Origin of the sequence: Halosolutus amylolyticus, assembly GCF_023566055.1 — an archaeon.
Taxonomy (GTDB): domain Archaea; phylum Halobacteriota; class Halobacteria; order Halobacteriales; family Natrialbaceae; genus Halosolutus; species Halosolutus amylolyticus.
Map to the genome: position 1 here is coordinate 256,818 of NZ_JALIQP010000004.1, position 24,667 is coordinate 281,484.

Sequence of the window (24,667 nt, forward strand, 5' to 3'; positions counted from 1 at the left end):
TGTACCGACGTAAATCTTTGACCCGGTAGAACGCTTACTCATGTCGTTCCCGACGATTCGAGTGACGGGTAGATCGGCGCCCGCTTCCGACGGCCGAAATCGATCTGCCCCGTTGCAGGTGGCGCTGGAGGCTGGCGCCGCGGTTCCGCCACCGCAGGGAAGCGTTTCTACCCGTTTCGTCTGACGTCGCGTCCGTTCCGCCGCAGAGAACCCTGTACAGGAGGGCGAACCCGGCGAGCAACATCGCGGGGAATCCGTAGAACAGCACCGGCCGATCGTTCCGGAGAATCTCGAGGAGGTAGGTCACCACGGAGATTCCGTGACGAACCGGGTCCAGCGAGTGATCGTTTTCACCGCTGTATCGGGCGAATACTGGTATTTCCGCTATCCTGAGTCCTCGTCGAGACGCCACGTTGATCATTTCGCTTTCGACCCTGTAGCCGTCGGATTCCAGTTGCAGTTCGTCGATGGACTCAGTCGACAGCGCGCGAAAACCGCTCTGGGTATCCGTCAGGTCGGTCCCCAGTGAGAGAGACGTCAAGAGATCTAACGTACGTTGTCCGGCGCGACGGTAGCGTGGGGTCTGCTTCCCGGTCCCGCGGTCCGCGTATCGGCTTCCGATCACCAGATCGGCGTCGTCGGAGAGGATCGGCTCGACCAGGTCCGGAATGGTCGCAGGCGAGTGCTGGCCGTCGCCGTCGAGGAGGACGAATACGTCACAGGCCGTCGACTTCGCGTAGCGGAGCAAGGTTCTGACCGCCCGTCCTTTCCCCCTGTTTTTCGGGTGACGTAACACCAGCGCTCCCGCGGCTCGCGCGATCTCAGCGGTGCGGTCCGTGCTACCATCGTCGGCGACGACCACGTCATCGGCGTACCGACGTGCTGCGAGCGTTACGCTTCCGATGGTGGTCTCCTCGTTGTACGCGGGAATGCCGACGAGAATCCTCTCGTCGCCGCTCGAATTCGGAGCGAACGCTGCCAGGTCGTCGAGACTGAATGATCCGCCAGCTACGTCCGGAACGGGTCCGGGTATCGGTACGTCGTCACTCATCGTTCGGTTCGAGAGCGTGTCACGGTGATCCGATAGCAAGCGATTCCAGTGCCGCTCCCCATCCTTTTAGGCCGATTCACGACCCCGCATAAAAACGACCGCTATCGTTACACGACACGGATTACAATTACGATATCTCTGATTTCGATAGGTGAGATAGCCGTCGACTGGCGCCCCGTACGGCGGCGGTAACTGTGTCTTGGTCTCGCGAACCGAGCGTGACTCCCGCGCCTCCAACGTCGACAACTGGTGTCGGGAGGGACCGCTTCGGGGCCAAACGAATTTTCTCTCGCGGCCGCGGTTCCGCAGTCGCTGTGGCTGAGAGAGCGGCCCCGCTTTCAGAGGGTCAGCGCGTCGTCGTTTCTGACGCCTCGACAAGAGTGACCCTCGCTCTCGGCGGCGATAGTGGCGGTACCCACGCCCGGCGGCTACAATCTTCCTGATTAATTCGCGCGTCGATCGGCTGAGCGAGAAACGCGACTACCGATCGGCGTCGTCGCCTTTCGGACGCTGGTCTCGTCGTTACTCGTCGGTCGGTGATCCGTATTCGGCCGTCGACGGAGGTTCCGTCTCGGGCAGGCGTTCGAGAACGCCTTTTTTGCGGAGTAACTCGATTACAGGCACCAGTTCTCGAACGGAACGATCGTTCCGTTCGGCGATTTCGAGCATCGAGTGCGTCCCGTCGCTGTAGTTCAGTATCGACAGTTCCTGGCCGACGAACTCCGACGTGGAGTCGGCCCACTCGCCGTAACTACTGACGTCGGGATAGAGGTCGCGCTTGCCGAGCATCGGTTCCCCGTACGGATACTGATTTTCGTAATAGCCGGCGACTTCGAACGTTCGGAGGACGCGCTCGATCCGGTCCGCGCTCTCGACGAGCGGATCGATACCCATGAACGCTTTCGTATCGAGCGAGTTGTGGTAGCCCTCGTACTCGCGATAGACCGTTCGCGCCATCTGTCCGACCGGGAGGTCGAATCCGGGCGAACAGTACTGGCGCTCGTCGGATCCCGACGACGGATCGAAGGGGTGTATCTCGAACGACGCGTCCCCGTATTCGTCGAGATGTTCGACAGTCGAATCGAGCAGGGCGGTTTCTCGCCGACTCTTCTTGTAGCGAAGTCTCGGCTCCGGCCCGCCTAGACAGGTCAGTACCAGTCCGCCGCGGAGTGCGTCGGTGAGATGATCGCCGTACCGCGAGAGGTAACTGATGCTCCCGATCGTTTCCGGGCAGAGGACGAACCGGTAGCTGAACCGCCGCTCGTCCCACGCGGCGAGCCGATCGTACAGGAGTGCCATGACGAGCGGCCCGCTCAGTTCGTTGTTGGCCAGCGAGGGATGGCAGAGGTACGAGCTGAGCAACACTTCCTGATCACTCTCGCCGGGGAGGACCGCGTGTCCGTAGTTCAGTTCGCCGTCGACGAATTCGCTGTCGACGTAGGCGTGATACTCGCCCTCGGGTAGCGATTCCACTGTTTCGTGAGGCAGACAGAAGCCCCAGTTCCGTTCGTAGTAGCTCGTCACGTACGGCGTCGCCTCCGGGAGGTCCGGCAGCGAGTACAGGTGCGGCCGAAGTTCGTCGAGGGAGAGTCGCCGATCGATCGGTTTCGAGTAGTTGAGCACGGCGAGATTCGTCTCGTCGAAGTCCGCGTACACCTCCCCGTCGGGGCCGACGAGTTTCGCCTCGTCGATGCGCCACTCCTGTGGAACCGTCCAGTCGAAGACCTCCGTTCCGGACGAGACGCCTTCGATCTCGAGCGGGATCCACTCAGAGAGCCGATCGAGACTCTCGCGAAGTCCCGGCCCGGTGATGCTCCGACAGATAGGGAACAGTTCGTCGAAGCGCTCCTCGAGGAACGCTTCTTCGTCGGTTATCCGGCGTTGCTCTCGGTCGGTGCTGTGTCCGGTCATAGATCGGTCTCGTCGGGCGGATCGCGGTCCGAGCGTTTGTCACGCGGTTCGGGATATTTCTGGCCCCGACCTAGCACGTTATGTGCGTGTTCGGTGTCGTCGGAGTGTGGCATGACTAATCGATCGAAACAGTACCGGTACTGGAACGGCGAGTTCGGTCGACGGTACTGGGAGCGCCACCCGACGACCGTCGACGGGTTCGACGACCTCCGGACCGAGCAGTGGGGGCCGGGAGAGACCCAGTCCGAAGTCATGCGCCGCTTCGTGGCGGATATCGATCGGGAAAGCGACGTCCTCGAAGTCGGCTGTGCGACGGGCATCCAGCTAGAGATCCTCTCGAGGCTCGGCTTCGAGGATCTCTTCGGCGTGGACTTCCACCGGTGGGCGCTCGAGCGCGCGCAACGTGATCGACCGGCGCTGTCTCCGATCGAGGCGACCGCAACGGCGCTCCCGTTTCGTGATGGCCAGTTCGACCTCGTGTTCACGAACGAGACGCTGATTACTGTCCCGCCAGCGAAAATCGATCGTGTCATGGCCGAGATCGTTCGCTGTTCGAACGAGTGGATCTGGGGACTCGAGTTCCACGCCGACGAGTACACCGAGATCGAGTGGCGCGGTGAGGACGACCTGCTGTGGAAGACCGACTTCTGCGAGCGATATCTCGAGAACCACGACCTCGAACTGGTCGACGCGGAGGTCATCGAATATCGCGAGAACGACGACCTCGACGGGGCGTTTCTCCTTCGGAAACGGGACGCCACGTAACCCCGTAGTGGCCCACGCGCACCGTTCTGGTTCGGCGCTCGCTGACAGGCGTTCCCCGTCACGGTCACGTCGACGGAAACGGATGCCGATCCGATTCCAGCGTCTTGTAGTTACTGTACCTGGGATCGGTGTAATCGGAGAACCGGCTTTCCTCGAGCGCTTCCTTGATCTCCCGACAGCCGTCCGGAATCGTTCGCTCGACGTCGTAGTCGAGGGTCGATTCGATCTTCGAGAAGTCGACGCGATAGCTCCGTTCGTCTTCGTTTTCCGGATGCCACTCGATCGACGCCTCGGGAAAACACTCGGCGATCATCTCACCGACCTCGGCGATACGGTAGTTTTGTTCGGTCGAACCGACATTGAACACCTCGCTCGAGACATCGTTGATCGGCGCCTCGAGACAGTCGATGAACGCTCCTGCGGCGTCGGCGACGTGGACGTTGGGGCGGAACTGGTTGCCCCCGAAGACGGGAACGTCGCCCGTTTCGTGGGCTTTCGCCGTGAGAATGTTGACGACGAGGTCGAACCGCATTCGCGGTGACAGGCCGTAGATCGTCGCCATCCTGAGTATCGTCGGCGAGAAGTTCGCATCCGCCATCTCGAGTAGGGCCTGTTCGGACTCGATCTTCGTCTTCGCGTACAGCGAGACGGGATTCAGCGCGGACGCTTCCGTCAGCAGGTCGTCGTTCTCGTCCCGCCCGTAGACGCTGCAGGTCGACGCGAAGATGAACCGATTCACCTGGTGGTACTTGCAGATACTCGCCGCCAGCGTGACGGCGTGATAGTTCATCTCGAGCGTCTTCTGCGAATCGATGCTCGATGCGGGGTCGCCGACCAGTGCACCCAGGTGGACGACGGCATCGGCACCGCGAATCCCCTCGACGACCGTGTCGATCGTCCGCATGTCACCTTCGATGAGCGTGAACCGATCGTGGTCGAGGAGGGCTTCGATTCCGTGTCGTCCGTAGAGCAACGAGTCGAGGACGCGTACTTCGTAGCCCGCCTCGAGTAACCGGCGGGAGAGCACGGATCCGATGTAGCCTGCGCCACCGATCACCAGAACGGTCTGGACGTTTCTGGTGGGGTCTGCCGCAGTTCGGTTGGTGAGTACGCGTCCCTCCCTGTTCACGTACTCCAGTTCGACGATCCGATCGTTCTCGTCGAGTACCGGAATCATCAACACCTCGTGAACGGACGTTCGCCGCTGAACGTCTTCTGCGGAGAGTTGATCGGAGAGCGCTTCCGCTCCGTCGCTCGTCCTGAGCACGAGCGGATCCTCGTTGATTACTTCGCGGACCGGTGCGTCGATGTCGATTCCGTCGAGGATACCGCGCCGAATGTCGCCGTCAGTGGCGATTCCCCGGAACCGCCCGTCGTCGTCGACGACGGCGACGAGTCCCGCCCCGCTCTTGTCGATCGTCTGCATCGTTTCGGTCAACGCGGTCGCTGCCGAGACGATGATTTCGTCTGTATTTTCGACTGTCATAATGTCTCTCGCTCTGTCATAATGTCTCTCGTAACGCAACGCGCCTGGGCGTGCGTCGCTGGGCCATCTACCGCCTGAAGCGGAAATCGTTATTTGGAGGGTACAGAACGGGGCGCGATCGAGCCGTAGCGGTAAAACTCGGTGGAGATTCGAACCGGTCGCCTCGTTCCGTAGCCGTCGATTCAGTTCAGGGTTGACTGTCGACGGCCTCCCGGACGCCCGCTACGATTCTCTCCGTTTCATCGACCGAAAGGTTCGGATGAATCGGCAACGAGAGAACCCGCGAGGCCACGTCCTCGGTAACGGGTAACTGACCTCGATCGGTCCCGTCGCCGTCTCGATAGTGGTCGAGCAGGTGTACCGGCGGGTCCCAGTAGATCTTGGACGAGATATCGCGCTCGTCGAGAGCAGTGACGACGGTCGATCGATCCACGTCGTCTCCGAGCGTGACCGTGTACAACTGGTAGACGTGCCGCCCCCGATCCGTCCCCCGGTGCGGGGTCACCCGGGAGAGAGACTCGAACGCGTCCGTCATCCGTCTCGCCGCGCGCCGCCGGCCGTCGATCAACTCCTCGACCTTCTCGATCTGGGCACATCCGATCGCCGCCACGACGTCCGGCATCCGGTAGTTGGTCCCGACAGCCCCGTAGGTCCCGCTGTCCGCCGATTCGAAGTAGTCTCCGGAGAGACGGCCGTGCGAACGGTACTGCCGGACGTTTTCCGCGAGCGTCTCGTCGTTGGTGAGCACGGCGCCGCCCTCGCCGGTCGCGACGACCTTGTTCTGGCAGAAACTGAGCGCCGTCGAGTCGCCGAAGGTTCCGACGGCCCGCCCGTCCAGGTCGGCCCCGAGGGCTTCCGCCGCGTCCTCGATCACCGCCACGTCGAACTCGTCGCCGATCGCGACGAGTTCGTCGATCCGACACGCGCTTCCGTAGGGATGGACCGGGACGATGGCCGCGGTTCGATCGGTGATCGCCTCCCGAACCGAGGCGGGATCCAGTCCGTACGTGTCGCGCTCGATATCCGCGAACGCCGCCGTCGCGCCGACGAGGTCGACCGCGTTCGCGGTCGCGACGAACGTGAACCCGGGGACGATCACCTCGTCACCCGGACCGATCCCGTGCGCACGGAGGGCCGCGACGAGCGCCGTCGTCCCCGAATTGACGACTACCGCGTGCGCCGCCCCAGTATAGTCGACGAGTTTTTCCTCGAACAGCGAGACGTACGGTCCTTTCGCCCAGTGGCTGCCGCGGGTGATCGAATCGGTCGCGTACTCGACGTCCGTCTCGTCCCACGCGATTTCGAACAACGGGATTCGATCGTCACTCATCGGGTTCGCCCCCGCTCGCGCTCGGCCGTACGAACATACCCCTCCTCCCGCCGCTCATTCGTTTATAATTTTCCACGGTTCGAGGCGTTCAAAATGCAATTACCGGGCCGAAATCCCGGCTCCCGACGCCGTTCCGCCTCGTGCAGTGTGAAACTTATTTCAGTGCCACCGTTGCAGTTCCGGCGAATGCACATCGGGATCCGTGCCGACGGGGGACCGACACGCGGATTCGGTCATCTCGTCAGGACGCGAACGCTCGCTCGAGAACTCGTCGATCGCGGGCACGAGGCGACCTACCTGACGCGAACGCCCGAACACGTGAGACGCGTCTGTCCTGACGGCATCGAGATCGCCTCGCTCCCGGCCGACACTGCCGCCGCAGTCGTCGAGACGGCACGCGACCGCGGCATCGATGCGCTGACGGTGGATCAGGGACGGGTCCCGCTTCCCGACCAGCGAACGCTTTCCCGCGAGTTCCCGCTCGCGCTCGTCCTCGACGACACCGGCGGGACGGTTCGGTGTGACCTCGTCGTGAACGGCCACATCTACGCGAGCGAAACCGACTACGCCTGGGAGGGGTCGGAGCCGGACTGGTGCGTCGGCGGCGAGTACTTTATGTTGAGCCCCGAACTTCGAAGGTACGCCCGGCGAGAGCCGACCTGGCGTGCGCCGCCCCGGCAAGCGCTGATCACGATGGGCGGAAGCGACGTCGCGGGAACGACACCCTCGGCCGTTCGAGCCTTCGACGGGACCGAGCTCAGCGTCGACGTAATCGTCGGCCCAGGCTTTCAAAACCGGGCGGCCATCGACGAGGCTGTGGCAGAAACGGACGCATCGTTCGACGTGGTTGAAAACCCGTCGGATCTCGCGGAACGAATGTTCCGTGCCGATCTCGCGGTGACCGCACTCGGCCTGACCACGTACGAACTCCTCGCGCTGAAGACGCCGTTCGTCGGATTCCCGCAGGCACCGGACCAACGGCCGAAAGTGCGCGCGCTGCGCGATCGAAACGCAGCACTCGTACTCGACGAGGACGCCAGCGGGACCGAACTCGCGTCTGCCGTAGCGACGTTGGTTCAGGACCGCACGCTCCGTCGATCGTTCTTCGACAGGGGACGTCAGATCATCGGCGTCGACGGTACCAGTGCCGTCGCCGATGGCGTGGAGTCGCTCGAGTGACGATCCGACGCCCTCTCCCCAGGGTCGTCCTGCCGGGGCAGGCGAGCAGTGGGAAGTCCGGACTATCCATTTTGCGCTACGTTCACCTATATTTACACGGTGTTGGGCAACGGAAGATTGATAATCGCCAGGTCGTGACCGACAGCAGCGAGACCATGACCTACATTACGTTCGACGACGCCGACTCCCTCGACGCGTTCACGACGCGGGGGCAGGACGAGGCGCTCGAGATCGTCACGGCCCCCGGTTCCAGGCAGAACGGGACGGCGTGTAAAGTACACTTCCCGGGGGGTGGCCACGACGCCGGAAGCCTCCGGTACTCGTTCCCGGCGGAGCAGGGGGTCGAACCCGAGTCGATGTACGCGACGTACTGGCTCTACCTCGACGAGTCGTTCCAGCCGTCGTACAACGGGAAACTCCCCGGATTCGCGGGGACCTACGGGAACGCGGGGTCGGCCGGACGACGGTCGAACGGGACGAACGGCTGGTCCGCGCGCGGGAGCTTCTATCCGCCGGACGAAAACGGGAACGTTCCGATCGGGAACTACGTTTATCACGCCGACATGGACGCGTTCGGGACGCACGCGGTGTGGGACACCGCCCTCGAACCCGGGAACTGGTACGTGATCGACCAGTACATCGAGCTGAATACGCCCGGTGAGCACGACGGAATCCTCCGGGGCTGGGTCGACAAAGAGCACGTCCACACGAGCGAGGACTGGCGATGGCGGGATACGGCGGACCTGAAAATCGAAGAGTGGTGGGCGCACTTCTACCACGGCGGCAGCGAACCGGCACCGCAGGACATGTCTCTCTACATCGATAACGTGTATCTTCAGGACGAGGAATTGCCGGAAAAATAAGCCGCAGCGCAGAGGTCGTGGCTGCGGATCCGCGGTGGCCTCGCACCGGCCGACGTCGGCGCCGTGACGAGAAACCTCTCCGGGAGGGTGTAACGTCGTCACGGTACTTCTCTCGTCACCCGCATTTCGTCGCCCGGAAACGCAGTGAAGTAAACACCGACCGTCTCGATCACGAAACGTGATTCGGACTCGTCACGTCGATAGTCTGGAGATCACGCTCGTGGGGCAGATTTCGAATGGGTTTTCCGGAACGTTCGACACCGATTGTCTCGCGCTCTCGGATGGTACTCGACATCGACACCTCGAGGCTCGTCGCGCCGATCCACGAGGCGATGCTGGTCAGGAACGGACACTACACTGTCTCCTCTCGAGCATACCTGGATATTTCCCCTCATAGTTATGGAAGGCGTTTATGCCGCTCAGGGACGAAGAACCGTGATAGATGCATCGGCGTGCGTACATTCGATGGATGGCCACGACCAGTGTCGCTGGATTGTCGGTCGCTGGTTGTCTCGAAAAGGTTGGAGAGTCATCACCAACAGGAGACGGGAACGGCGACGTCGACGAAGACGAGGAACCAGCCGACGACGAAGACGAGGAACCAGCCGACGACGAAGACGAAGACGGTCACATCCGGACACACGTTCCGTTCGATGACTCCGGTGCGTTCGATGCATTCACCGAGATATACGAGGCCGACAGCCTTTCGATCGTTCCGGCGCCCGGCTACGAAGGGGAATCGGACTCGTGCGAGGTGTCCTTTTCGGAAGGGGATCACGGCGCCGGGAGTCTCCACTACTTGTTCCGGGACGAGCACGACTTCGAACCCAAATCGATGCACGCGACGTACTGGCTCTACTTCGACGAGTCGTTCCAGCCGTCGTTCAACGGGAAGCTTCCCGGGTTCGCGGGCACGTACGACAACGCGGGATCGGCTGGTCGACGGTCGAACGGGACGAACGGCTGGTCTGCGCGCGGCTCCTTTTATATCCCTGACAGCGACGGGAACGTTCCGATCGGGAACTACATCTATCACGCGGATATGAACGGTTCGACCGGCACCCACGCCTACTGGGATACGGCACTGGAACGGGGACAGTGGTACCGCATCGATCAGTACCTTCAGTTGAATACGCCGGGCGAGCACGACGGTATTCTTCGGGGGTGGATCGATCGGGAGGTTGCCTACGAAAGTGAAGAGTGGAACTGGCGAGACACCGACGACCTCAGGATTGAAGAGTGGTGGGGTCACTTCTACCATGGCGGCAGCGAACCAGCGCCGCAAGATATGTCACTATATATTGATGATCTGCACCTCGTCGGTGATCAGCCCTCTCACCTGGACGCTCGCTCTCGGCAGTAATCTTCCGGCCCTCCCTGACAAACGAGGAAACGAACACCGCGATCAATCGGTCGCCTTACGATTCTCGGAAGTCGTCGAGCGATATTCCCTGATCCTTCTCGATATCGGTACACGCGACAGATCCTACGACGTCGTCGACATGTTTCGGTTCGAGGCCCCGCTCACGGTGGCCCGATCGGAGAATCGAGATATCCTCGGACGTAATCCACGATCCTTCGGAGATGTCGCGGGCCGCGTGGATCGTTCGACGCGCGGACTCGTACCAGTCCTCTTCGACCGACTGGACGGTCACCACCCCGGTTCCGAGCGCCGTCTCCGTATCCTGGATCGCGTCGATCATCGCGGTCAGCTCGTCCGGTTCGAGCGCGTACGAGTGGTCCAGACCCTCCTGGGAGCTATCGAGCGTGAAGTGCTTTTCGACGACGTCCGCACCGAGTGCGACTGCCGCCGTCGGTGCTGTCGTCGGATCGAGCGTGTGGTCGGAGAGCCCGACCGGGACGTCGAACTCCTCGGCGAGGCGCCGGACGGCACGAACGTTGGCCGATTCGAGCGGTGTCGGATACGAGGACACGCAGTGCAGGAGGACCAGGTCGGACACGCCGCTCCGTTCCATCGTCTCGACCGCCTCGCGGACGTCCGCGAGGTCGTGCGCCCCGGTCGAGGCGACGATCGGTTTGTCACGTTCCGCCAGCGTCTCGAGAAACGGGTGGTGGCTCAGGACCGACGACGCGACTTTGTACGCCGGAACGTACGGTTCGAGTTCGTCGACCGATCGTTCGTCGAACGGTGACGACAGAAAATCGACGTTCCGATCCCGACATCGGTCGTGGAGTTCCGGAATCCATTCGTACGGCATCTCCGCGTCCGCGACGATGTCGTACAGCGCTCGTTCCCCCTTGGGTGTCTCGACAGTTCCGCTGTTCTCGACGTACATCGACTCGGCACGAAACGTCTGAAACTTGACCGCGTCGGCACCGGCGTCCGCCGCTGCGTCAACCAGTTCCATCGCCGTTTCGAGATCGCCGTTGTGGTTCGAACCCGCTTCTGCGATGACGTACGTCGGCTCGTCACTGCCGACCGAAAATTCGGCGTTCATCATACCTTGCTGCTCCCACGAACCACAGGAAAGAGTTTGTCCCCAGCGACGACCGGTATTCTGCGAGACGAAAGCGTTCCAGTAGGCAAAACGGGGCCGACGGTGGACGACGTCACAGGCGAGTCGACGGACTCGGGTGAGAGTGTCGACGCCAGGGCACAGTACAGGGCCGTGCTATCGACTCCACCTGAATACATGACTGCGACGTTCCGATCCGCGAGCGACTCCGCGGCGGTCTCGGTCGCGTCACCGAAACTGTTCGGCCGCGATCGATCGGGTCCCAGATATTCCTCCAACCCGTCGATTTCCCCATCTCTAATTTCGAGGTAGCTGGCCGGTGGTAGCCGTCGGACGTCGTCGAAAATCCCTGACAGTGGGAGCGTAATGAGCAGTTCGTGCTCGTAAATGTGCCGAACGGCACCGTCGTCGATCGAGACGGTTCGTGGGGAGCGGCCGTCATCGCATCGACGAACGTCGTCGCGACGACGGCTGACTCCCCGCCGAGGGTGATGTACCCGCCCGTGTAGCCGGGAGCGGTGATCACTCGGATCCGGTCGTGACGGCTATCGACGAGACAGTAGTTTCCGCAGTCGTACCGGGCTTCGCCGCCCAGAAACTCTTCGAACGGCAGTCGCCGACATCGCCCGATCAACTCGTCCGGTTCGCAGTGGAGGGGAGTCCGGAATATCCCCACGGTATCGCTCGAGCGGTCCCTCGATACGATCTGTAGATCTTCAACCTGTTTGACTATGACACCCCTCGTATACCGAGCAGCAGTACGAAACCGAGTTCGATAATACCATTATTTCTCGTATACCGGTGGATACGGTCGAGGCGTATGTGCCAGTGTCGGCGCGTCGCGAGAGCGGTTCTACCCGGACATCGGACGTCTGTTCCGGCAGACGCCGGCGATCGCGACCGCCCTTCCGGTAACTGGCACGGCGTCTCGGCAAGAGCGATCAGCCATTGACCGTATCGATTCTCTGTCGACCCTATCTCTCAGCTCGTCGTTGCAGTCCTGCCGGGGATGGAACGCCGAGATCGATGGTCTTTGCGAGTGAAGGTTTTATGTATGTGTTGCTGGTACGTCGCTCGGACCGAATTCGAACGACCTTCTATACGATAGCCTCTGATATGACAAGCGAAAATTCCCGAAAGTGGGCCGGCGAAGCGGGGCTAAAGTACACGGATCGAAATCCACACACCGTCGACGGTCTCGAAGAATTGCGCGAAGAACAGTACGGTGTCACTCAAACGGAACTGTACGAGGAGATCCTCGACGACGTCGACCGTGACAACAAGATACTGGAAGTCGGGTCAAACGTCGGGGTTCAGCTCCGGTGCCTTCGGAACCTCGGATTCGAGAACCTGTACGGGCTCGACATTCAATCGCTCGCCATCGAGAAGTCGCGGGAGTACGCGCCGTCGATTCCCGCCGTCGTTGGCGACGCGAGCCGGCTTCCCTTCAAAGACGAGACGTTCGATCTCGTTTTTACAAACGGCTGTCTCGTTACGATACCACCCGAGTTGATCGATACCGTTCAGGCAGAGATTACCCGCTGTTCGAAACGATACGTGTTTGGACAGGAGTTTCACGCGGACGAGTACGTCGCTATCGAGAGCGATCACGACGACCAACTGTACTGGAAGACCGATTTTTGTGATCGATATCTCGAAAATAACGATCTGGAACTGATCGAGTCGTCGTTCCTTTCGTATGTAGAAACGGACAACGTCGATCGGATGTTTCTTCTCGAGAAATCCGGATGATCCGAGGAGAGCAATCACGGAATCGCCATGGTTCGAACGTTCGGAGAGGAATGAATAGTTCGTCTCCGGCAGTTCATACGCCGACGGTTACTGGGCCGTAACACTCCGTTATGCGCCGTGCTATGCGTCTCCAAGACCGTGAAATGCGTTCCCACTCGTTCGACGGCTCCGACGTGCTCACGGGTTCAGCAGGTGTGAGTAGTGGGTGAACTCTAGTTGAAACAATGAACAAAGTCACATACGATGTCAGTGAAATCGCTCCCAGTTCAGGGATGAAAGTCATTTACTGTGCGGGCGAGCAAGCCCGTGTCGTTCTCGACATTCTCGACCGATCCGGGAACGAAGAGGAGGTTGTGTTGGTCGACGACGACGCCGATCGCCACGGAAATCACTTTCACGGAAGCGAAATCATCGGTGGAACGAACGCGCTGGAGCGACTCGATCCGGAGCGTACTCGAGGTCACGTAGCGCTCGGAGGTAATCCTCGAGTGCGACTCGACCTCCTCTCACAGCTACGGGAGCGTGGGTTCGATCCGTTCTCGGCCATCGATACGGACATCACGGTCGCATCCACAGCACAACTGGGCAAGGGAATCACGATCAACGCCCGATCGTACGTCGGTCCCGACGCGCGTATCGAAGACGGCGCGTTGATCGACAGCGCGGTCAACGTCTCACACGACGTTCACCTCGAGGCCGGAGCGACGGTAACGCCGAACGCGACGCTTGCGGGCGCGGTTCGCGTCGAGAAAGGGGCTTATATCGGGGCCGGGGCGACCGTCCTGGATCACGTCACGATCGGCGAGGACGCGGTCGTGGGGGCGGGAGCCGTCGTCACCGAAGACGTCCCGGCCGACGAGACGGTCGTCGGCGTCCCGGCGGAACCGATCGGTGGTGAAACCGATGGGTGAGGGCGTTCTCGGGGTGATCCCCGCGCGCGGCGGTTCGAAACGGGTGCCGCGAAAGAACGTCCGCGAGATCGGGGGCATCCCGCTCGTTGGACACGCGGTCGAACAGGCGACCGAAGCAGCGTTGCTCGAGGAAGTCGTCGTCTCGACGGACGACGAAGAAATTGCCGCAGCGGCCCGCAAACACGGCGGACGGGTGCCGTTTCCCCGTCCGGAGCGGCTCGCTACCGACGGCGCCACGAGCGCCGCCGTCCTCGACCACGCGCTGGAGTGGCACGCCGATCGCGGAGACGAATTCGACGCCGTCGCGATGATACAGCCGACGACGCCCTTGCGGCGGGCCTCGGATATAGACGAAACGATCGATCGGTGGCGATCGACCGACGCGACCGCCGGGATCAGCGTGTCCGAATATCGGGCCCCGCCACAGTGGGCGGTAACCATGGACGAGACGGGGACCCTTCGACCGTACTTCGAGGAAGACGCACTCTGGACCGACGACGACGTCCCGCGAAGCCAGGATCTGTCCCGTCTCTTGCACCCGAACGGGGCCGTGTTCGTCGCAGACGTGCCCGCGTTTCGAGCGTTCGACGGGTTCTATACGGATCGGACGGTCGGGTACGAGATGCCCATCTCCCGATCGATCGACGTCGACTCTCCGGCGGACCTGGAACTCGCTCGAACGCTGTACGCCACCCACGATGACCCCAACGAAGAGTGAGCGAACAGTTCGAACGGCCTGTGATCATCGCTCCGGTCTGGGTACGTAGCTTTCCTCGGACGCGCACGGAGCGTCATCGGGTTTCCCGTCGTTCGTGATGCGGGAGCGACCCGATCGTGTGGGGTCGCCGTAGTGTGTGATTTTCAACGCCGCTGTTCACCCGTTGCGTCGACTGTCCGGAGGGTAACTGTCCAATGTGTGTCGTGATGGTGTTTACGTTTGAAGTGATCGACCGGTATACGTGGGACAGATGACGGAACGGAATTGGCGCGAAAAGGCGCGTGCATTGCTACGTGTCGCTGCGTTCAAGCCGGTTTTGACGGCGTTTATTATCGTGTTCAGTTGTTTTGCCGCCTTGCTCGAGGGGATCGGATTGAGCTTTCTCGTTCCGATTATCAGGCTCGCACAGTCCCCCGACGCTGCCGCTAATACGGACGATAGCTTCGTTCAGGCGTTCGTGGTGATCTACGAGACGCTGGGCATTCCGTTCACGCTCGAGTTCGTCGTTCTCGGGGTCGCGCTCGTGATGACTGTCCGATACACGTCGTCCTTTATTGTCTCGTGGTTACGCGTCGTCCTCCAGACGCTCTACGTTCGGGAACTCCAGACGGACGCGTTCGAAAACGCGCTGGACGCGCGGGTCGGCTACTTCGACAACGAAGGGTCCGACGACATTCTCAACGCGATCGTGACGCAGGCGGAGTACGCCGGGCGCGTCATCAAGTACTTCGTCGAGATCTTCCAGAACCTCCTGCTCTCGCTGATGTACCTCACGATCGCGTTCGTTCTGGCACCCGGGCTGACGGTCTTCACCGTCGTGATCCTCGGCGGATTGACGGTCTTCATTCGACGCGTGCTGGAACCTGGCTACGTCGTCGGCGATCGGGTTGCGACGGCAAACGAAAACATCCAGGAAGCCGTCCAGGCAGGGACGCAGGGGATCAGGGACGTCAAACTGTACACGATGAGCGACGAGGTCTACGAGAACTTCTCGAATGCGATCGAGAAGTTCACCGACGCGAATATCAAGCTGGGACGAAACGAAGCCGCGATCGAGAACTTCTACAACCTCTCGGCAGCGGTCATGGTGTTCGTACTGATCTACCTCGCGCTGCGCTTCGCGAACCTATCGCTCGCCGTCGTCGGTGTCTTCCTCTTCGCGATGTTCCAGCTCGCCCCGAAAGTGAGCATACTCAACAACAAACTGTACAGCATCGAGGGGCTCCTCCCGCATCTCGTTCGCACCCAGGAGTTCACCGCGGAGTTAAATCGGAACACGGAAACGGACACCGGTGGTGAAAAGCCTCCGTCGGACGTCGAGACGGTGACGTTCGACGACGTATCGTTCTCCTACGACGGTGGCGAACGGGTCCTCAAGGACGTATCGTTCACTGCCGAACGAAGCGAATTCGTCGCGTTCGTCGGTCAGTCGGGTGCCGGCAAGTCGACGATCGTCAAACTGCTGGCCAGGCTATACGAGATCGACGAGGGACGGATCCTGGCGAACGGGACGCCGATCGATCGGTTCGAACTCCGCCAGTGGCGCAAGCAACTCGCAGTCGTCAGACAGGATCCGTTCATCTTCAACGAAACGCTCCGACGAAACGTCACCATCGGAAAGCGCGACGCGACCGACACTGAGATCCGACGGGCGTGCAAGATCGCGCAAGTCGATCAGTTCCTCGACGAACTCCCGAACGGTCTCGAGACGAAACTCGGTGACGATGGGGTTCGACTGTCCGGCGGACAGCGACAGCGCGTTTCACTCGCGCGGGCACTGCTGAGAGACGCCGATATACTCGTCCTCGACGAGGCGACGAGCGACCTCGATACGAACATCGAGCAGGACGTCCAGCAAGCGATGGAATCGCTGGATCGGGACTACGTCGTACTCGCTATCGCACACCGCCTCTCGACGGTAGTGAATGCGGATCGCATTTACACGCTGGAAGAAGGGCGGATCACCGAACAAGGAACTCACGAAGAGTTAATATCCAACGATGGAAAGTACCACGAACTGTACTCGGTGCAATAACGCGAGGGTGCCAGCGGTCGCTTATCACGAATCGGAGAGATGTGCCGTACACCAGTTCGCCGTGTCCGACGAAATCGGTACTGACTCCGTCAGCGCTCTTGCGAGTATCCGTCGGCCACTGCTGCTGAATACGTATGGTAAATAACATTCTGAAACTCCGTCGATTGGTAGAAATCGCCCGGTCGGAGGGTCTGCATCGGGCACTCGATGCCTGTGTTCGCCACGGACACAGACTTGCTACCCAACAGTTGATTCGATTGTCTAGGCGGTGTCTCTCCGACTGGAAATACGTTCGATACAAACTCTGGAAGACGAAAGCTTTCGGCCGATACCAGGCAGTGGCAGATCCGCTGAAGACCATCTGGGTCTCGCCGGACGACATCGAACTGCGAATGCCCGCTCTATCAGCGGAATACCGCTGGACTGGAACCGCGAAGGTCAAGTCCGGTAACTGGGACTTGCGTGCCGAACAATTCGACGAACTGACTATTCATCAGTGTTTCCAGATGCGATTCGTCGACGGAGTCGAGTGGGAAGAGATACCGTATATACGGGAGTGCGCCTACGGAAACCAGTGGTGGCGTGGCGCCACGACCCCCGAAGCGGTGTTCGCCCGCTGTGAACGGATGGATCAATTGTACGAGGCGATTCGACGAAAGGGGATCATCCCTGCGAACGAACGAATAGAGACGGACCTCGACGTCGCAGTTGCACGCGATGATCCGCTGGACCCGTTCCTTGACGACATCACGGTCAACATCGGACGAAACGGAGAGTTGATTTTCGTGGATGGGAAACACAGACTGTCTATCGCGAAAATTCAGGGGCTCGAGTCGATCCCCGCCCGCCCGCTGGTTCGCCACAGTCACTGGCAGGGGTACCGCGAAGAGATCCGGAACGCCGACTCGGTCACGGAACTCTCCCCGGAGGCGCGCCAACACGTTCAACATCCTGATATGAGAGATGTCGCCGCAACGCTCGACGCACCTCAACAAGACCGCTAACCGTTTCTGGACCGGAAATAGTACAGTAAGATGGGAAGTGGGACGCACGAACGGACCGGATCGACGATCGGAAGAGAGTCGATTTCCTCGAACCCGCACCCGTTCAAACGATCGGATCGTAACATTTCCCAGTGATTCGTCCCGGTGAGGGTCTTCGGCCGATACGATCTGACGACATGTTTTACTTGTAAATATCACGTTCTCCGTCTCATTCGTTCACACCGTCGTTCGGTAAAATCGCACAGTTCAATGGATCTATAGCAGGGTTTATGCTAGTCTGGACTGTCGAAATATCACCGTGTTCAGTGGTCATGAGACTTGCATAGAGTCTCCCGTAGCTGGGCTGACAATACCGGTGATCGTGACAGCGGCCACTAGCTATCCACTCGGCTATAGGGGGACCATCGATGACTGAGGGACCCGACATTACGTTCGTCCTCGGAACGCGTCCCGAGATCATCAAACTCGCTCCGGTGATCAGGGAATGCGAGGACCGATCGCTCACGCGTTCGATAATCCACACCGGACAACACTACGACGAATCGCTCGACCTCGTCTTTTTCGATCAACTTGCACTGCCCGAGCCCACACATCATCTCGAGGTCGGTTCGAGCACGCACGGTCGACAGACGGGTGAGATGATCATCCGGATCGAAGAGATTTTGCGTCGTGAACGGCCGGACACGCTGCTCGTACAGGGAGATACGAACTCCGTCCTGGCCGGCGCCATCGCAGCGAGTAAACTCGATATCGATCTCGGCCACGTCGAGGCGGGGTTGCGAAGCGACGATCGAACGATGCCCGAGGAGACGAATCGCGTACTGACGGACCACGCCTCGGACTATCTGTTCGCTCCGACCGAGCAGTCACGAGCGAGACTGCGAAGCGAACGAATACCGGACGAGCGGATCTACGTAACCGGGAATACGATCGTCGATGCCGTCGAGCAGAACCGGACGCTCGCAGCGCAACGGAGTGCCGTGCTCGCCGAGTACGATCTCGTACCGGGACGATACTGTCTCCTCACTGCTCACCGCGCCGAAACGATCGACGACGAGCAGCGGTTCGGCGACCTTCTCACCGGGGTCGGTCGAGTCGCCTCTCACCTCGAACGAGAGGTCGTCTACCCTATTCATCCTCGCGCAGCAAAATCCCTGGAGGCGTTCGACCTCGACGTTCCCGACGGAATACGGATCGTCGAACCGCAGAACTACCTCGACTTTCTATCTCTGGAGGATGCGGCCAGCCTCGTTCTGACCGATTCCGGCGGCGTCCAGGAAGAAGCATGTATCCTCGGCGTTCCCAGTGTGACGCTTCGTGAGAGTACGGAACGACCGGAGACGATCGACGTCGGCGCGAACCGACTCGTCGGAACCGATCCAGCGGCTATCGTCGAGGGGGCCGACGAGATGATCGACCGTGACGGGGAGTGGACCAACCCGTTCGGAAACGGGACGGCAGCGACACAGATACTGGACACCATAACCGGGGCCGAACGACGGGAGGTGTCGCCGAAATGAGTACGATCTGCGTCCACGGGTTGGGGTACATCGGCCTCCCGACGGCAGCGATGTTCGCGAACTACGGATACGAGGTCGTCGGGTACGACGTCAGCGAAGAACTCGTCAGTCGACTCAATCAGGGGGACGTTCACATCGAAGAGCCGGGGCTCAGAGCGTTCGTCACGCAGGCGCTCGAGTCGGGCAAACTCCGGATCGAGAGCGAGATCGTCCCTTCGAAGTACCACCTGATTTGCGTTCCGACTCCGTTCGATACCGAGAGTCAGCGTGCGGATCTCTCGTACGTTGAAGCAGCAGCGTCGGCGACTACTCCTCATCTCCGCACCGGCGACACGGTGATTCTCGAGTCGACCGTTCCCCCGGGGACGACCGTCGGAACGGTACAGCCGATCCTCGAAGAGTCCGGATTCGAAGCGGGGAAAGACGTCGCGCTGGTCCACTGTCCGGAGACGGTACTCACCGGCGACATGATCACTGAACTCAAGCAAAATGACCGGGTAATCGGCGGCGTCAACGGCGTCTCGACCGAAGCCGCGGTGCGATTGTACGAAACGTTCCTCGAGGGCGAGATCAGAACGGCGGCGAACGCGACGACTGCGGAGTTCGTCAAACTGCTCCAGAACACCTACCGGGATACGAACATCGCGCTCGCGAACGAGGTCGCAAAGCTCGCACGGGACTATCGGATCGATTCGCGAGCGGCGATCGAACTGGCGAACTCGCATCCGCGCGTCGACCTTCACCAGCCGGGTCCGGGCGTCGGCGGACACTGCTTGCCGATCGATCCCTGGTTCCTCGGTCAGGAGTCCGACGAACTTGACCTCGTCGCACGCGCCAGGCAGATCAACGACGAAATGCCCGCGTACGTCGTCAACCTCGTCGACGACCACTTCGAGTCGCTCGCCGGACGAAAGATCGCCATCCTCGGAATCGCCTACAAGGGCAACGTCGGTGACACGCGAATGAGTCCCGGACTACAGGTGGCAGCGCAACTCAGGGCAATCGAACTCACTGACGAAGACTCGGACGGGCCCGCGGAACCGCCGCGAATATCGCTCAACGACCCCCACGTGACGGACCAGACGCGGGATCTCGAGGATCTCGAAACGGCGATCGACGGAGCCGACGCCGTCGTGATTACGTGCGACCACGACGAGTACGCCGCGATCGATCCCGAGACCCTGGCATCACGAATGCGCGGTTCGGTCGTCGTCGACACGAAGGCGATCGTCGACGAAGATGCCTACCGGGAGTCCGCGTTGACCGTCGTTCGACTCTAACCTATGCCACGCGTCGTCATCGTCACCCAGAACTTTCCGCCGGACAAGCTCGGGAACGCGTCGAGAATCCACGACAACGGGAAACAACTCGTCGAAACTGGGTGGGACGTCACCGTGCTCTGTCCTCCCGCGTCGTTCCCGTTCGGCCAGTTCGATCGATCGTGGACCCGGACGGAGACGCAGTCGGTCGACGGCATAACAGTCCGTCGCCTCTGGACGTGGCAGCCGGAAACGGAGGATCCCGGGTTCCTCTCCCGTCTCGCATACTACCTCTTTTTCGCGGTTCACGCGATGGTCTGGCTGCTGTTTGCACGTCGGAAGTTCGACGTGATCGTCACGTCGTCGCCGCCAGTGTTCACCGGCATCGCCGGGCTCCCGTTCGCACTGGCGAGTCGACCGCCGGTCGTCGCCGACGTCCGCGATCTGTGGATCGACGCCGCAGTGAGTCTCGACTTCATCCGGGAGAACGGGGTGTTCGAGCGGCTCAGCAGACGGTACGAACGGCTCTTCCTCCAGTCGGTCGACCAGATCACGGTTACGACGTCGGTGCTCGAGTCCCGACTGACCGCGCTGTACGGCATCGATCCCGAACGCGTCCACCACATTCCAAATGGCGTGAATACGAGCCGATTCACCCCGAGCGAGACGCCGGACGGGCCCGCGATCGTCTACACCGGCAACGTCGGCTACGCCCAGGATCTCGAGTCGTGCGTTCGTGCGATGACGCAACTCGAGTCCACGGACGCCGTCCTGAAGATCGTCGGCGACGGTGACCGCAGAGCCGCCCTCGAGGAACTTGTCGAGCGGAAGGACCTCGAGGACCGCGTCGAATTCACCGGGCTCCTCCCTCGGGATCGGATCCCCAAACTCCTCGACGACGCGATGATCGGCGTCGCACCGCTGAAATCGACCGACGCGCTCGAGTACGCCGTGCCGACGAAAGCCTACGAGTACATGGCGTGTGCACTTCCCGTGATCGCGACTGGAACCGGGGAGATCGAGTCGCTGCTCGATCGGTCGGGCGGCGGGGTCGTCGTCGACAACGACCCTGCAGCGATCGCAACGGAGATCGATCGGCTGCTCTCGGACGACGGCGAACGGGAAGCGATGGGTGAACGCGGACGCGAACACGTCGTCCGTCGGTACGATCGGGGGGCAATTACGCGTCGACTGAGCGACGTCTTCGCGACAGCGTGCGGGACGGCTCCATCGGCGGGTGACAGACCGAAACGGCCATTCGAGCACCGATCCTGAAATCCGCGGGACGCCATCGGTCTCCGCCTCGCATCGACCGCTGTTCCGGTCGGCGCGTCGTTCGGAACCACTACCGCGAGGGCGGTCTCGAGCGTCAACCGGAACGGTTACAGCACCTCCCGGTACGCCGCCACAGTTTCGGCTGCAACCGTCTCCCACTCGTGACGGGAGACCAACTCGTAGTTACGTCGTCCCATCGAATCGACCTCCCTGTCGACGATTTCCTTGAGCGCGGCGTCCAGCCCGTCCGGATCGTCGCCGTCGTACAGGATTCCCCCGTGGTTCCCGACGGACTCGTCAAGATATTCCGAGCGAGGAGCAACGACGGCCTTCCCGAACGACATCGCCAGTATCACGCTCCCGGACGTGAAGATGTCCTCGAACGGGAAGACGACGGCGTCCGCGGCGTTCATGTACCACTGGACGTTCTCGTCCGGAACGAACTCGAGCGTGCAGTGGATGCGCGGATTCGCGCTCGCCATGTCTTCGATCTGTTCGTGGAGGTCGGTCTCGAACGTGTTCCCCGCGATCAGGAGATGAACGTCATCGCGGTCGAGCGCTTCGAACGCGTCGATCAATTCGGGAACTCCCTTGTACGATCGGATCCCGCCGAAAAACAGCAAGACGAACGCGTCCGGTGGGATTCCGAACCGAGATCGGGCCGTCTCCTCGTCGACCTCGTTTTCGTAGTTGTGGATATAGTGGCCGTGCGTGACGGTGACGAACGGCTCTCCGTCTTCCGCCAGCCCGAACTCCTCGCGAAGTTCGGAGCGGGCCTCCTGCCAGTGGACGAACACCCGATCGAACAGGTGCTCGACGAGGAGTCCCTTACAGAACCGCTCGAACGACGGATACCGTCGTTCGTGTTCGACGAGGTTGTGTGCCGTCCAGACGATTCGAACGCCGAGCAGCCGCGCGACGAGGAGGCCCGTACAGAAGACCGCCGCCTTGAGGACGCTCGTGACGCGGCTGTCGCCAACGAGATACGGCGAGATCCAGTGCAGGTGAAGCACGTCCGGCACCCCCTCGGAGAAGAGCGTTCGGACCGCCTCCGCCGGATATCCCGTCGTTAACGTCACGGAGACACCGTTTCGCTCGAGCGCCGCCGCGAGGTTCGCCTGATACGGGTTGGTGTCGAAGTACGGGAGGTGCAGTACCTGCATCTCCTCCCCAGTCTCCGACGTCACCGTCGTTGTCCGTGCGGCCGACGCCTCGGCGGTTTCGGACGTCACGTGACCTCCGGCCGATCGTCGCTATACGGTGCTCGATCGGGACACCTGACGATCGGTTCGTTCTCGAGCATCCGATCGACGATCCAGTCGAACACTTCGTTCCCCGGCGTGAGTTCGTCGTGGTTCACCGGTCGATACTCGAAATCGACGAACGTATCGTTCACCGATATATACGGGAAGTCGACGTTCTGGTGGACGAAAACCCAGTACGCGTATCGCCTGGCACGCTCCCGCATCTCCTCGTCCATCGACAGCGTCTCGAATTCCTCGAGGAGCGCGAGGTAGTCGGCTTTCGTTTCCGGATCGTAAGTGAATCCGAGTTCGCGATAATGCGTGTCGCCGCCGACGACGACCGGAATGCCGTGGTACGCCATCTCCAGTCCGACGGTCGAGTTGTACACTACTCCCACGTTCAGGTCGTCAATCAACTCGTAGGTATTGACGTCGGTCTCGGGTGGCAGCAGGCGGACGTTCGAGGCGAGCGGTGCGAACCGCTCCTCGATCCGGTCGGCCACACGCTCGTTCGTCCCGCGAACCGATTCGGCCGGATGCGTCTTGACGACCAGTGAAACATCGTCCCGTCCTGAGAGATGATCGATCGTCGTGTCGATCCAGTCGAACACCTCGACGAAAGGGAAATCCTCGTCGTCGATCTCGAGCGACGCGTCCCAGATGAGGTTCGTAAAGACGCCGACCGTGGGTTCCTCCCGCCGATCGATCGACCGCTTTTCCCGCGAGGAGTACTGATGGATCGTCTCGCCACCGTCTTCTCGGGTTCCCATCAGATCCTCGATGTGACGGCGCTGTCGGTCAGTCAGCGGTCGGGAGAGAAACGCGCGAACGGCCGCTTCGTCCGAAAACTGTGGCTGAGGATTTCGGTTGTCGGACTGTCCGAACATTAGCGTCTCTTCCCGGAACCCCGCGTCGATACTGTACGCCGGGACGTCGTGGGCGTCCGCGACGGACAGTGCGACCCCGCCGGGCACGTACACCACTTCGTTCGCCACGGTCGCGGCGACGTCGTAGCGATCGTACACTCGTTCGTACGCGTCGACGAGCGTAAACGCGGAACGGAGGAACCGTTCGTACACGCTCCGTTCCTCCGGGTCTCCGAGTTCCAGCGTGTGCTTTCTGAAGTACTTTCGCGTAGACGCTCTCGCAAAATCCGACACCGGAACGCCCCTGTACTCGAACGAGTGAGAAGGATCGGGCGGGACCGACGGCGGTTCGTACCCCTCCGGAAGGAACTCCCCGACCGATGTCGACCGGAGTCCGAACGCGTCGACCGTCGTCTCGCTGTTCACCTGGCACAGGTCGGACATATAGCAGTCGTTGCGCTCGACCGATTTGTGCGGGCAGATATCGAGCGATCCATCACACCGGATCATCAAGGGCTCGTACCCTCTCGTCTCGAAGGCGTGAGCGAGAATACAGGCGCGATAGACGATGCCGACGTTCCCCGGGACAATCGGGAACACCGCGTCACCGCGTACGTCCCCGGGGGCCAGTTCGTACGATCGGCTCTCGTCGTCGACGCCCTCCAGGTGCTCGAGGTGCGGTGCGCCGACCAATCCGTGGTAGCTATCGAGCGCTGCCCGGCCGTATCCGAGACGAGACACGACCCGGAAGGCTTCTCGCTGAATATCCTGCAACGTAGCCATGATGAAGACGAGTGTTCCTACACGAGAAGTGCCCAAATAACGGTGTTGTGGATGAAAGTTACTGTTCCGATTCATAATCTGAATACGTGGAACGTTCGTTTCGATGGAGGGCTGTCGGAATCGAATTCGAGCCGAGTCGCAAAACAGTCCGAGGAAAACCGAGTTACGCGATAACAGTCATCGTTCGAGACCATCACGCCTCGGGCAACAATCATTTATTATCCCCGCACCTGTGGAT

General features: G+C 61.0%; 19 protein-coding genes. 12 read left to right on the forward strand and 7 right to left on the reverse strand.

Features of this window, described 5'->3' with window-relative positions; all coding sequences use genetic code 11:
* Positions 1-34 precede the first annotated feature (34 nt).
* Together MUN73_RS16565 and MUN73_RS16570 are read right to left on the reverse strand one after the other, a co-directional pair.
* Complete coding sequence (locus MUN73_RS16565) at positions 35-1,051, reverse strand: glycosyltransferase family 2 protein (protein ID WP_250141619.1); 1,017 nt, start codon at positions 1,049-1,051, stop codon at positions 35-37.
* Positions 1,052-1,573: 522 nt separating this feature from the next.
* Complete coding sequence (locus MUN73_RS16570) at positions 1,574-2,962, reverse strand: DUF4910 domain-containing protein (RefSeq protein WP_250141620.1); 1,389 nt, start codon at positions 2,960-2,962, stop codon at positions 1,574-1,576.
* Positions 2,963-3,073: 111 nt separating this feature from the next.
* Between MUN73_RS16570 and MUN73_RS16575 the strand changes: the two genes are divergently transcribed.
* Complete coding sequence (locus MUN73_RS16575; protein WP_250141621.1) at positions 3,074-3,727, forward strand: pseudaminic acid biosynthesis-associated methylase; 654 nt, start codon at positions 3,074-3,076, stop codon at positions 3,725-3,727.
* Between the two features lie 64 nt (positions 3,728-3,791).
* Here the strand turns inward: MUN73_RS16575 and MUN73_RS16580 are convergent, their stop codons facing one another.
* Together MUN73_RS16580 and MUN73_RS16585 are read right to left on the reverse strand one after the other, a co-directional pair.
* Positions 3,792-5,213, reverse strand: coding sequence for an NAD-dependent epimerase/dehydratase family protein (locus tag MUN73_RS16580; RefSeq protein WP_250141622.1), 1,422 nt, complete (start codon positions 5,211-5,213; stop codon positions 3,792-3,794).
* A gap of 187 nt (positions 5,214-5,400) precedes the next feature.
* Positions 5,401-6,543: a DegT/DnrJ/EryC1/StrS family aminotransferase gene (locus MUN73_RS16585; protein WP_250141623.1), complete on the reverse strand. Its 1,143-nt coding sequence runs from the start codon at positions 6,541-6,543 to the stop codon at positions 5,401-5,403.
* Positions 6,544-6,729: 186 nt separating this feature from the next.
* Here MUN73_RS16585 and MUN73_RS16590 point away from each other — a divergent pair, with 186 nt between their 5' ends.
* The 3 genes from MUN73_RS16590 (at position 6,730) to MUN73_RS16600 (ending at position 9,948) form a co-directional block, all read left to right on the forward strand.
* Complete coding sequence (locus MUN73_RS16590) at positions 6,730-7,722, forward strand: PseG/SpsG family protein (RefSeq protein WP_250141624.1); 993 nt, start codon at positions 6,730-6,732, stop codon at positions 7,720-7,722.
* A 134-nt stretch (positions 7,723-7,856) separates the two neighbouring features.
* A complete protein-coding gene (locus MUN73_RS16595; RefSeq protein WP_250141625.1) occupies positions 7,857-8,585 on the forward strand; it encodes a polysaccharide lyase in 729 nt (242 codons plus the stop codon).
* Positions 8,586-9,054: 469 nt separating this feature from the next.
* Positions 9,055-9,948, forward strand: a complete 894-nt coding sequence (locus tag MUN73_RS16600; RefSeq protein WP_250141626.1) for a polysaccharide lyase — start codon at positions 9,055-9,057, stop codon at positions 9,946-9,948.
* A 55-nt stretch (positions 9,949-10,003) separates the two neighbouring features.
* Here MUN73_RS16600 and MUN73_RS16605 read toward each other — a convergent pair whose 3' ends face one another.
* Positions 10,004-11,047 carry an N-acetylneuraminate synthase family protein gene (locus MUN73_RS16605; RefSeq protein ID WP_250141627.1) on the reverse strand — a complete coding sequence of 348 codons (1,044 nt, stop codon included), beginning with the start codon at positions 11,045-11,047 and terminating at the stop codon, positions 10,004-10,006.
* A 1,065-nt stretch (positions 11,048-12,112) separates the two neighbouring features.
* On the opposite strand from MUN73_RS16605, the gene MUN73_RS16610 reads away from it, so the two are divergent.
* From MUN73_RS16610 to MUN73_RS16645, 8 genes are all read left to right on the forward strand, one after another.
* Positions 12,113-12,814 carry a pseudaminic acid biosynthesis-associated methylase gene (locus MUN73_RS16610; RefSeq protein WP_250141628.1) on the forward strand — a complete coding sequence of 234 codons (702 nt, stop codon included), beginning with the start codon at positions 12,113-12,115 and terminating at the stop codon, positions 12,812-12,814.
* Between the two features lie 272 nt (positions 12,815-13,086).
* Positions 13,087-13,725 carry an acetyltransferase gene (locus MUN73_RS16615; protein ID WP_250141629.1) on the forward strand — a complete coding sequence of 213 codons (639 nt, stop codon included), beginning with the start codon at positions 13,087-13,089 and terminating at the stop codon, positions 13,723-13,725.
* Positions 13,718-14,443 (forward strand): acylneuraminate cytidylyltransferase family protein, encoded by a 726-nt coding sequence (locus MUN73_RS16620; protein ID WP_250141630.1) that lies wholly within the window; start codon positions 13,718-13,720, stop codon positions 14,441-14,443. Before MUN73_RS16615 ends, MUN73_RS16620 begins: the two co-directional genes overlap by 8 nt.
* A 250-nt stretch (positions 14,444-14,693) precedes the next feature.
* On the forward strand, positions 14,694-16,478 hold the full coding sequence (locus tag MUN73_RS16625; RefSeq protein WP_250141631.1) for an ABC transporter ATP-binding protein: 1,785 nt from the start codon (positions 14,694-14,696) through the stop codon (positions 16,476-16,478).
* A gap of 338 nt (positions 16,479-16,816) precedes the next feature.
* Positions 16,817-17,482 carry a ParB N-terminal domain-containing protein gene (locus tag MUN73_RS16630; RefSeq protein ID WP_250141632.1) on the forward strand — a complete coding sequence of 222 codons (666 nt, stop codon included), beginning with the start codon at positions 16,817-16,819 and terminating at the stop codon, positions 17,480-17,482.
* Positions 17,483-17,889: 407 nt separating this feature from the next.
* Positions 17,890-19,002, forward strand: a complete 1,113-nt coding sequence (gene wecB, locus MUN73_RS16635; protein ID WP_250141633.1) for a non-hydrolyzing UDP-N-acetylglucosamine 2-epimerase — start codon at positions 17,890-17,892, stop codon at positions 19,000-19,002.
* Complete coding sequence (locus tag MUN73_RS16640; RefSeq protein ID WP_250141634.1) at positions 18,999-20,282, forward strand: nucleotide sugar dehydrogenase; 1,284 nt, start codon at positions 18,999-19,001, stop codon at positions 20,280-20,282. Before wecB ends, MUN73_RS16640 begins: the two co-directional genes overlap by 4 nt.
* 3 nt (positions 20,283-20,285) lie before the next feature.
* On the forward strand, positions 20,286-21,536 hold the full coding sequence (locus MUN73_RS16645; protein WP_250141635.1) for a glycosyltransferase family 4 protein: 1,251 nt from the start codon (positions 20,286-20,288) through the stop codon (positions 21,534-21,536).
* A gap of 107 nt (positions 21,537-21,643) precedes the next feature.
* Here MUN73_RS16645 and MUN73_RS16650 read toward each other — a convergent pair whose 3' ends face one another.
* On the reverse strand, positions 21,644-22,768 hold the full coding sequence (locus MUN73_RS16650) for a glycosyltransferase family 4 protein (RefSeq protein WP_250141636.1): 1,125 nt from the start codon (positions 22,766-22,768) through the stop codon (positions 21,644-21,646).
* Positions 22,765-24,387: a capsular polysaccharide export protein, LipB/KpsS family gene (locus tag MUN73_RS22705; protein ID WP_250141637.1), complete on the reverse strand. Its 1,623-nt coding sequence runs from the start codon at positions 24,385-24,387 to the stop codon at positions 22,765-22,767. The genes MUN73_RS16650 and MUN73_RS22705 overlap by 4 nt, the downstream gene beginning before the upstream one ends.
* Positions 24,388-24,667 lie beyond the last annotated feature (280 nt).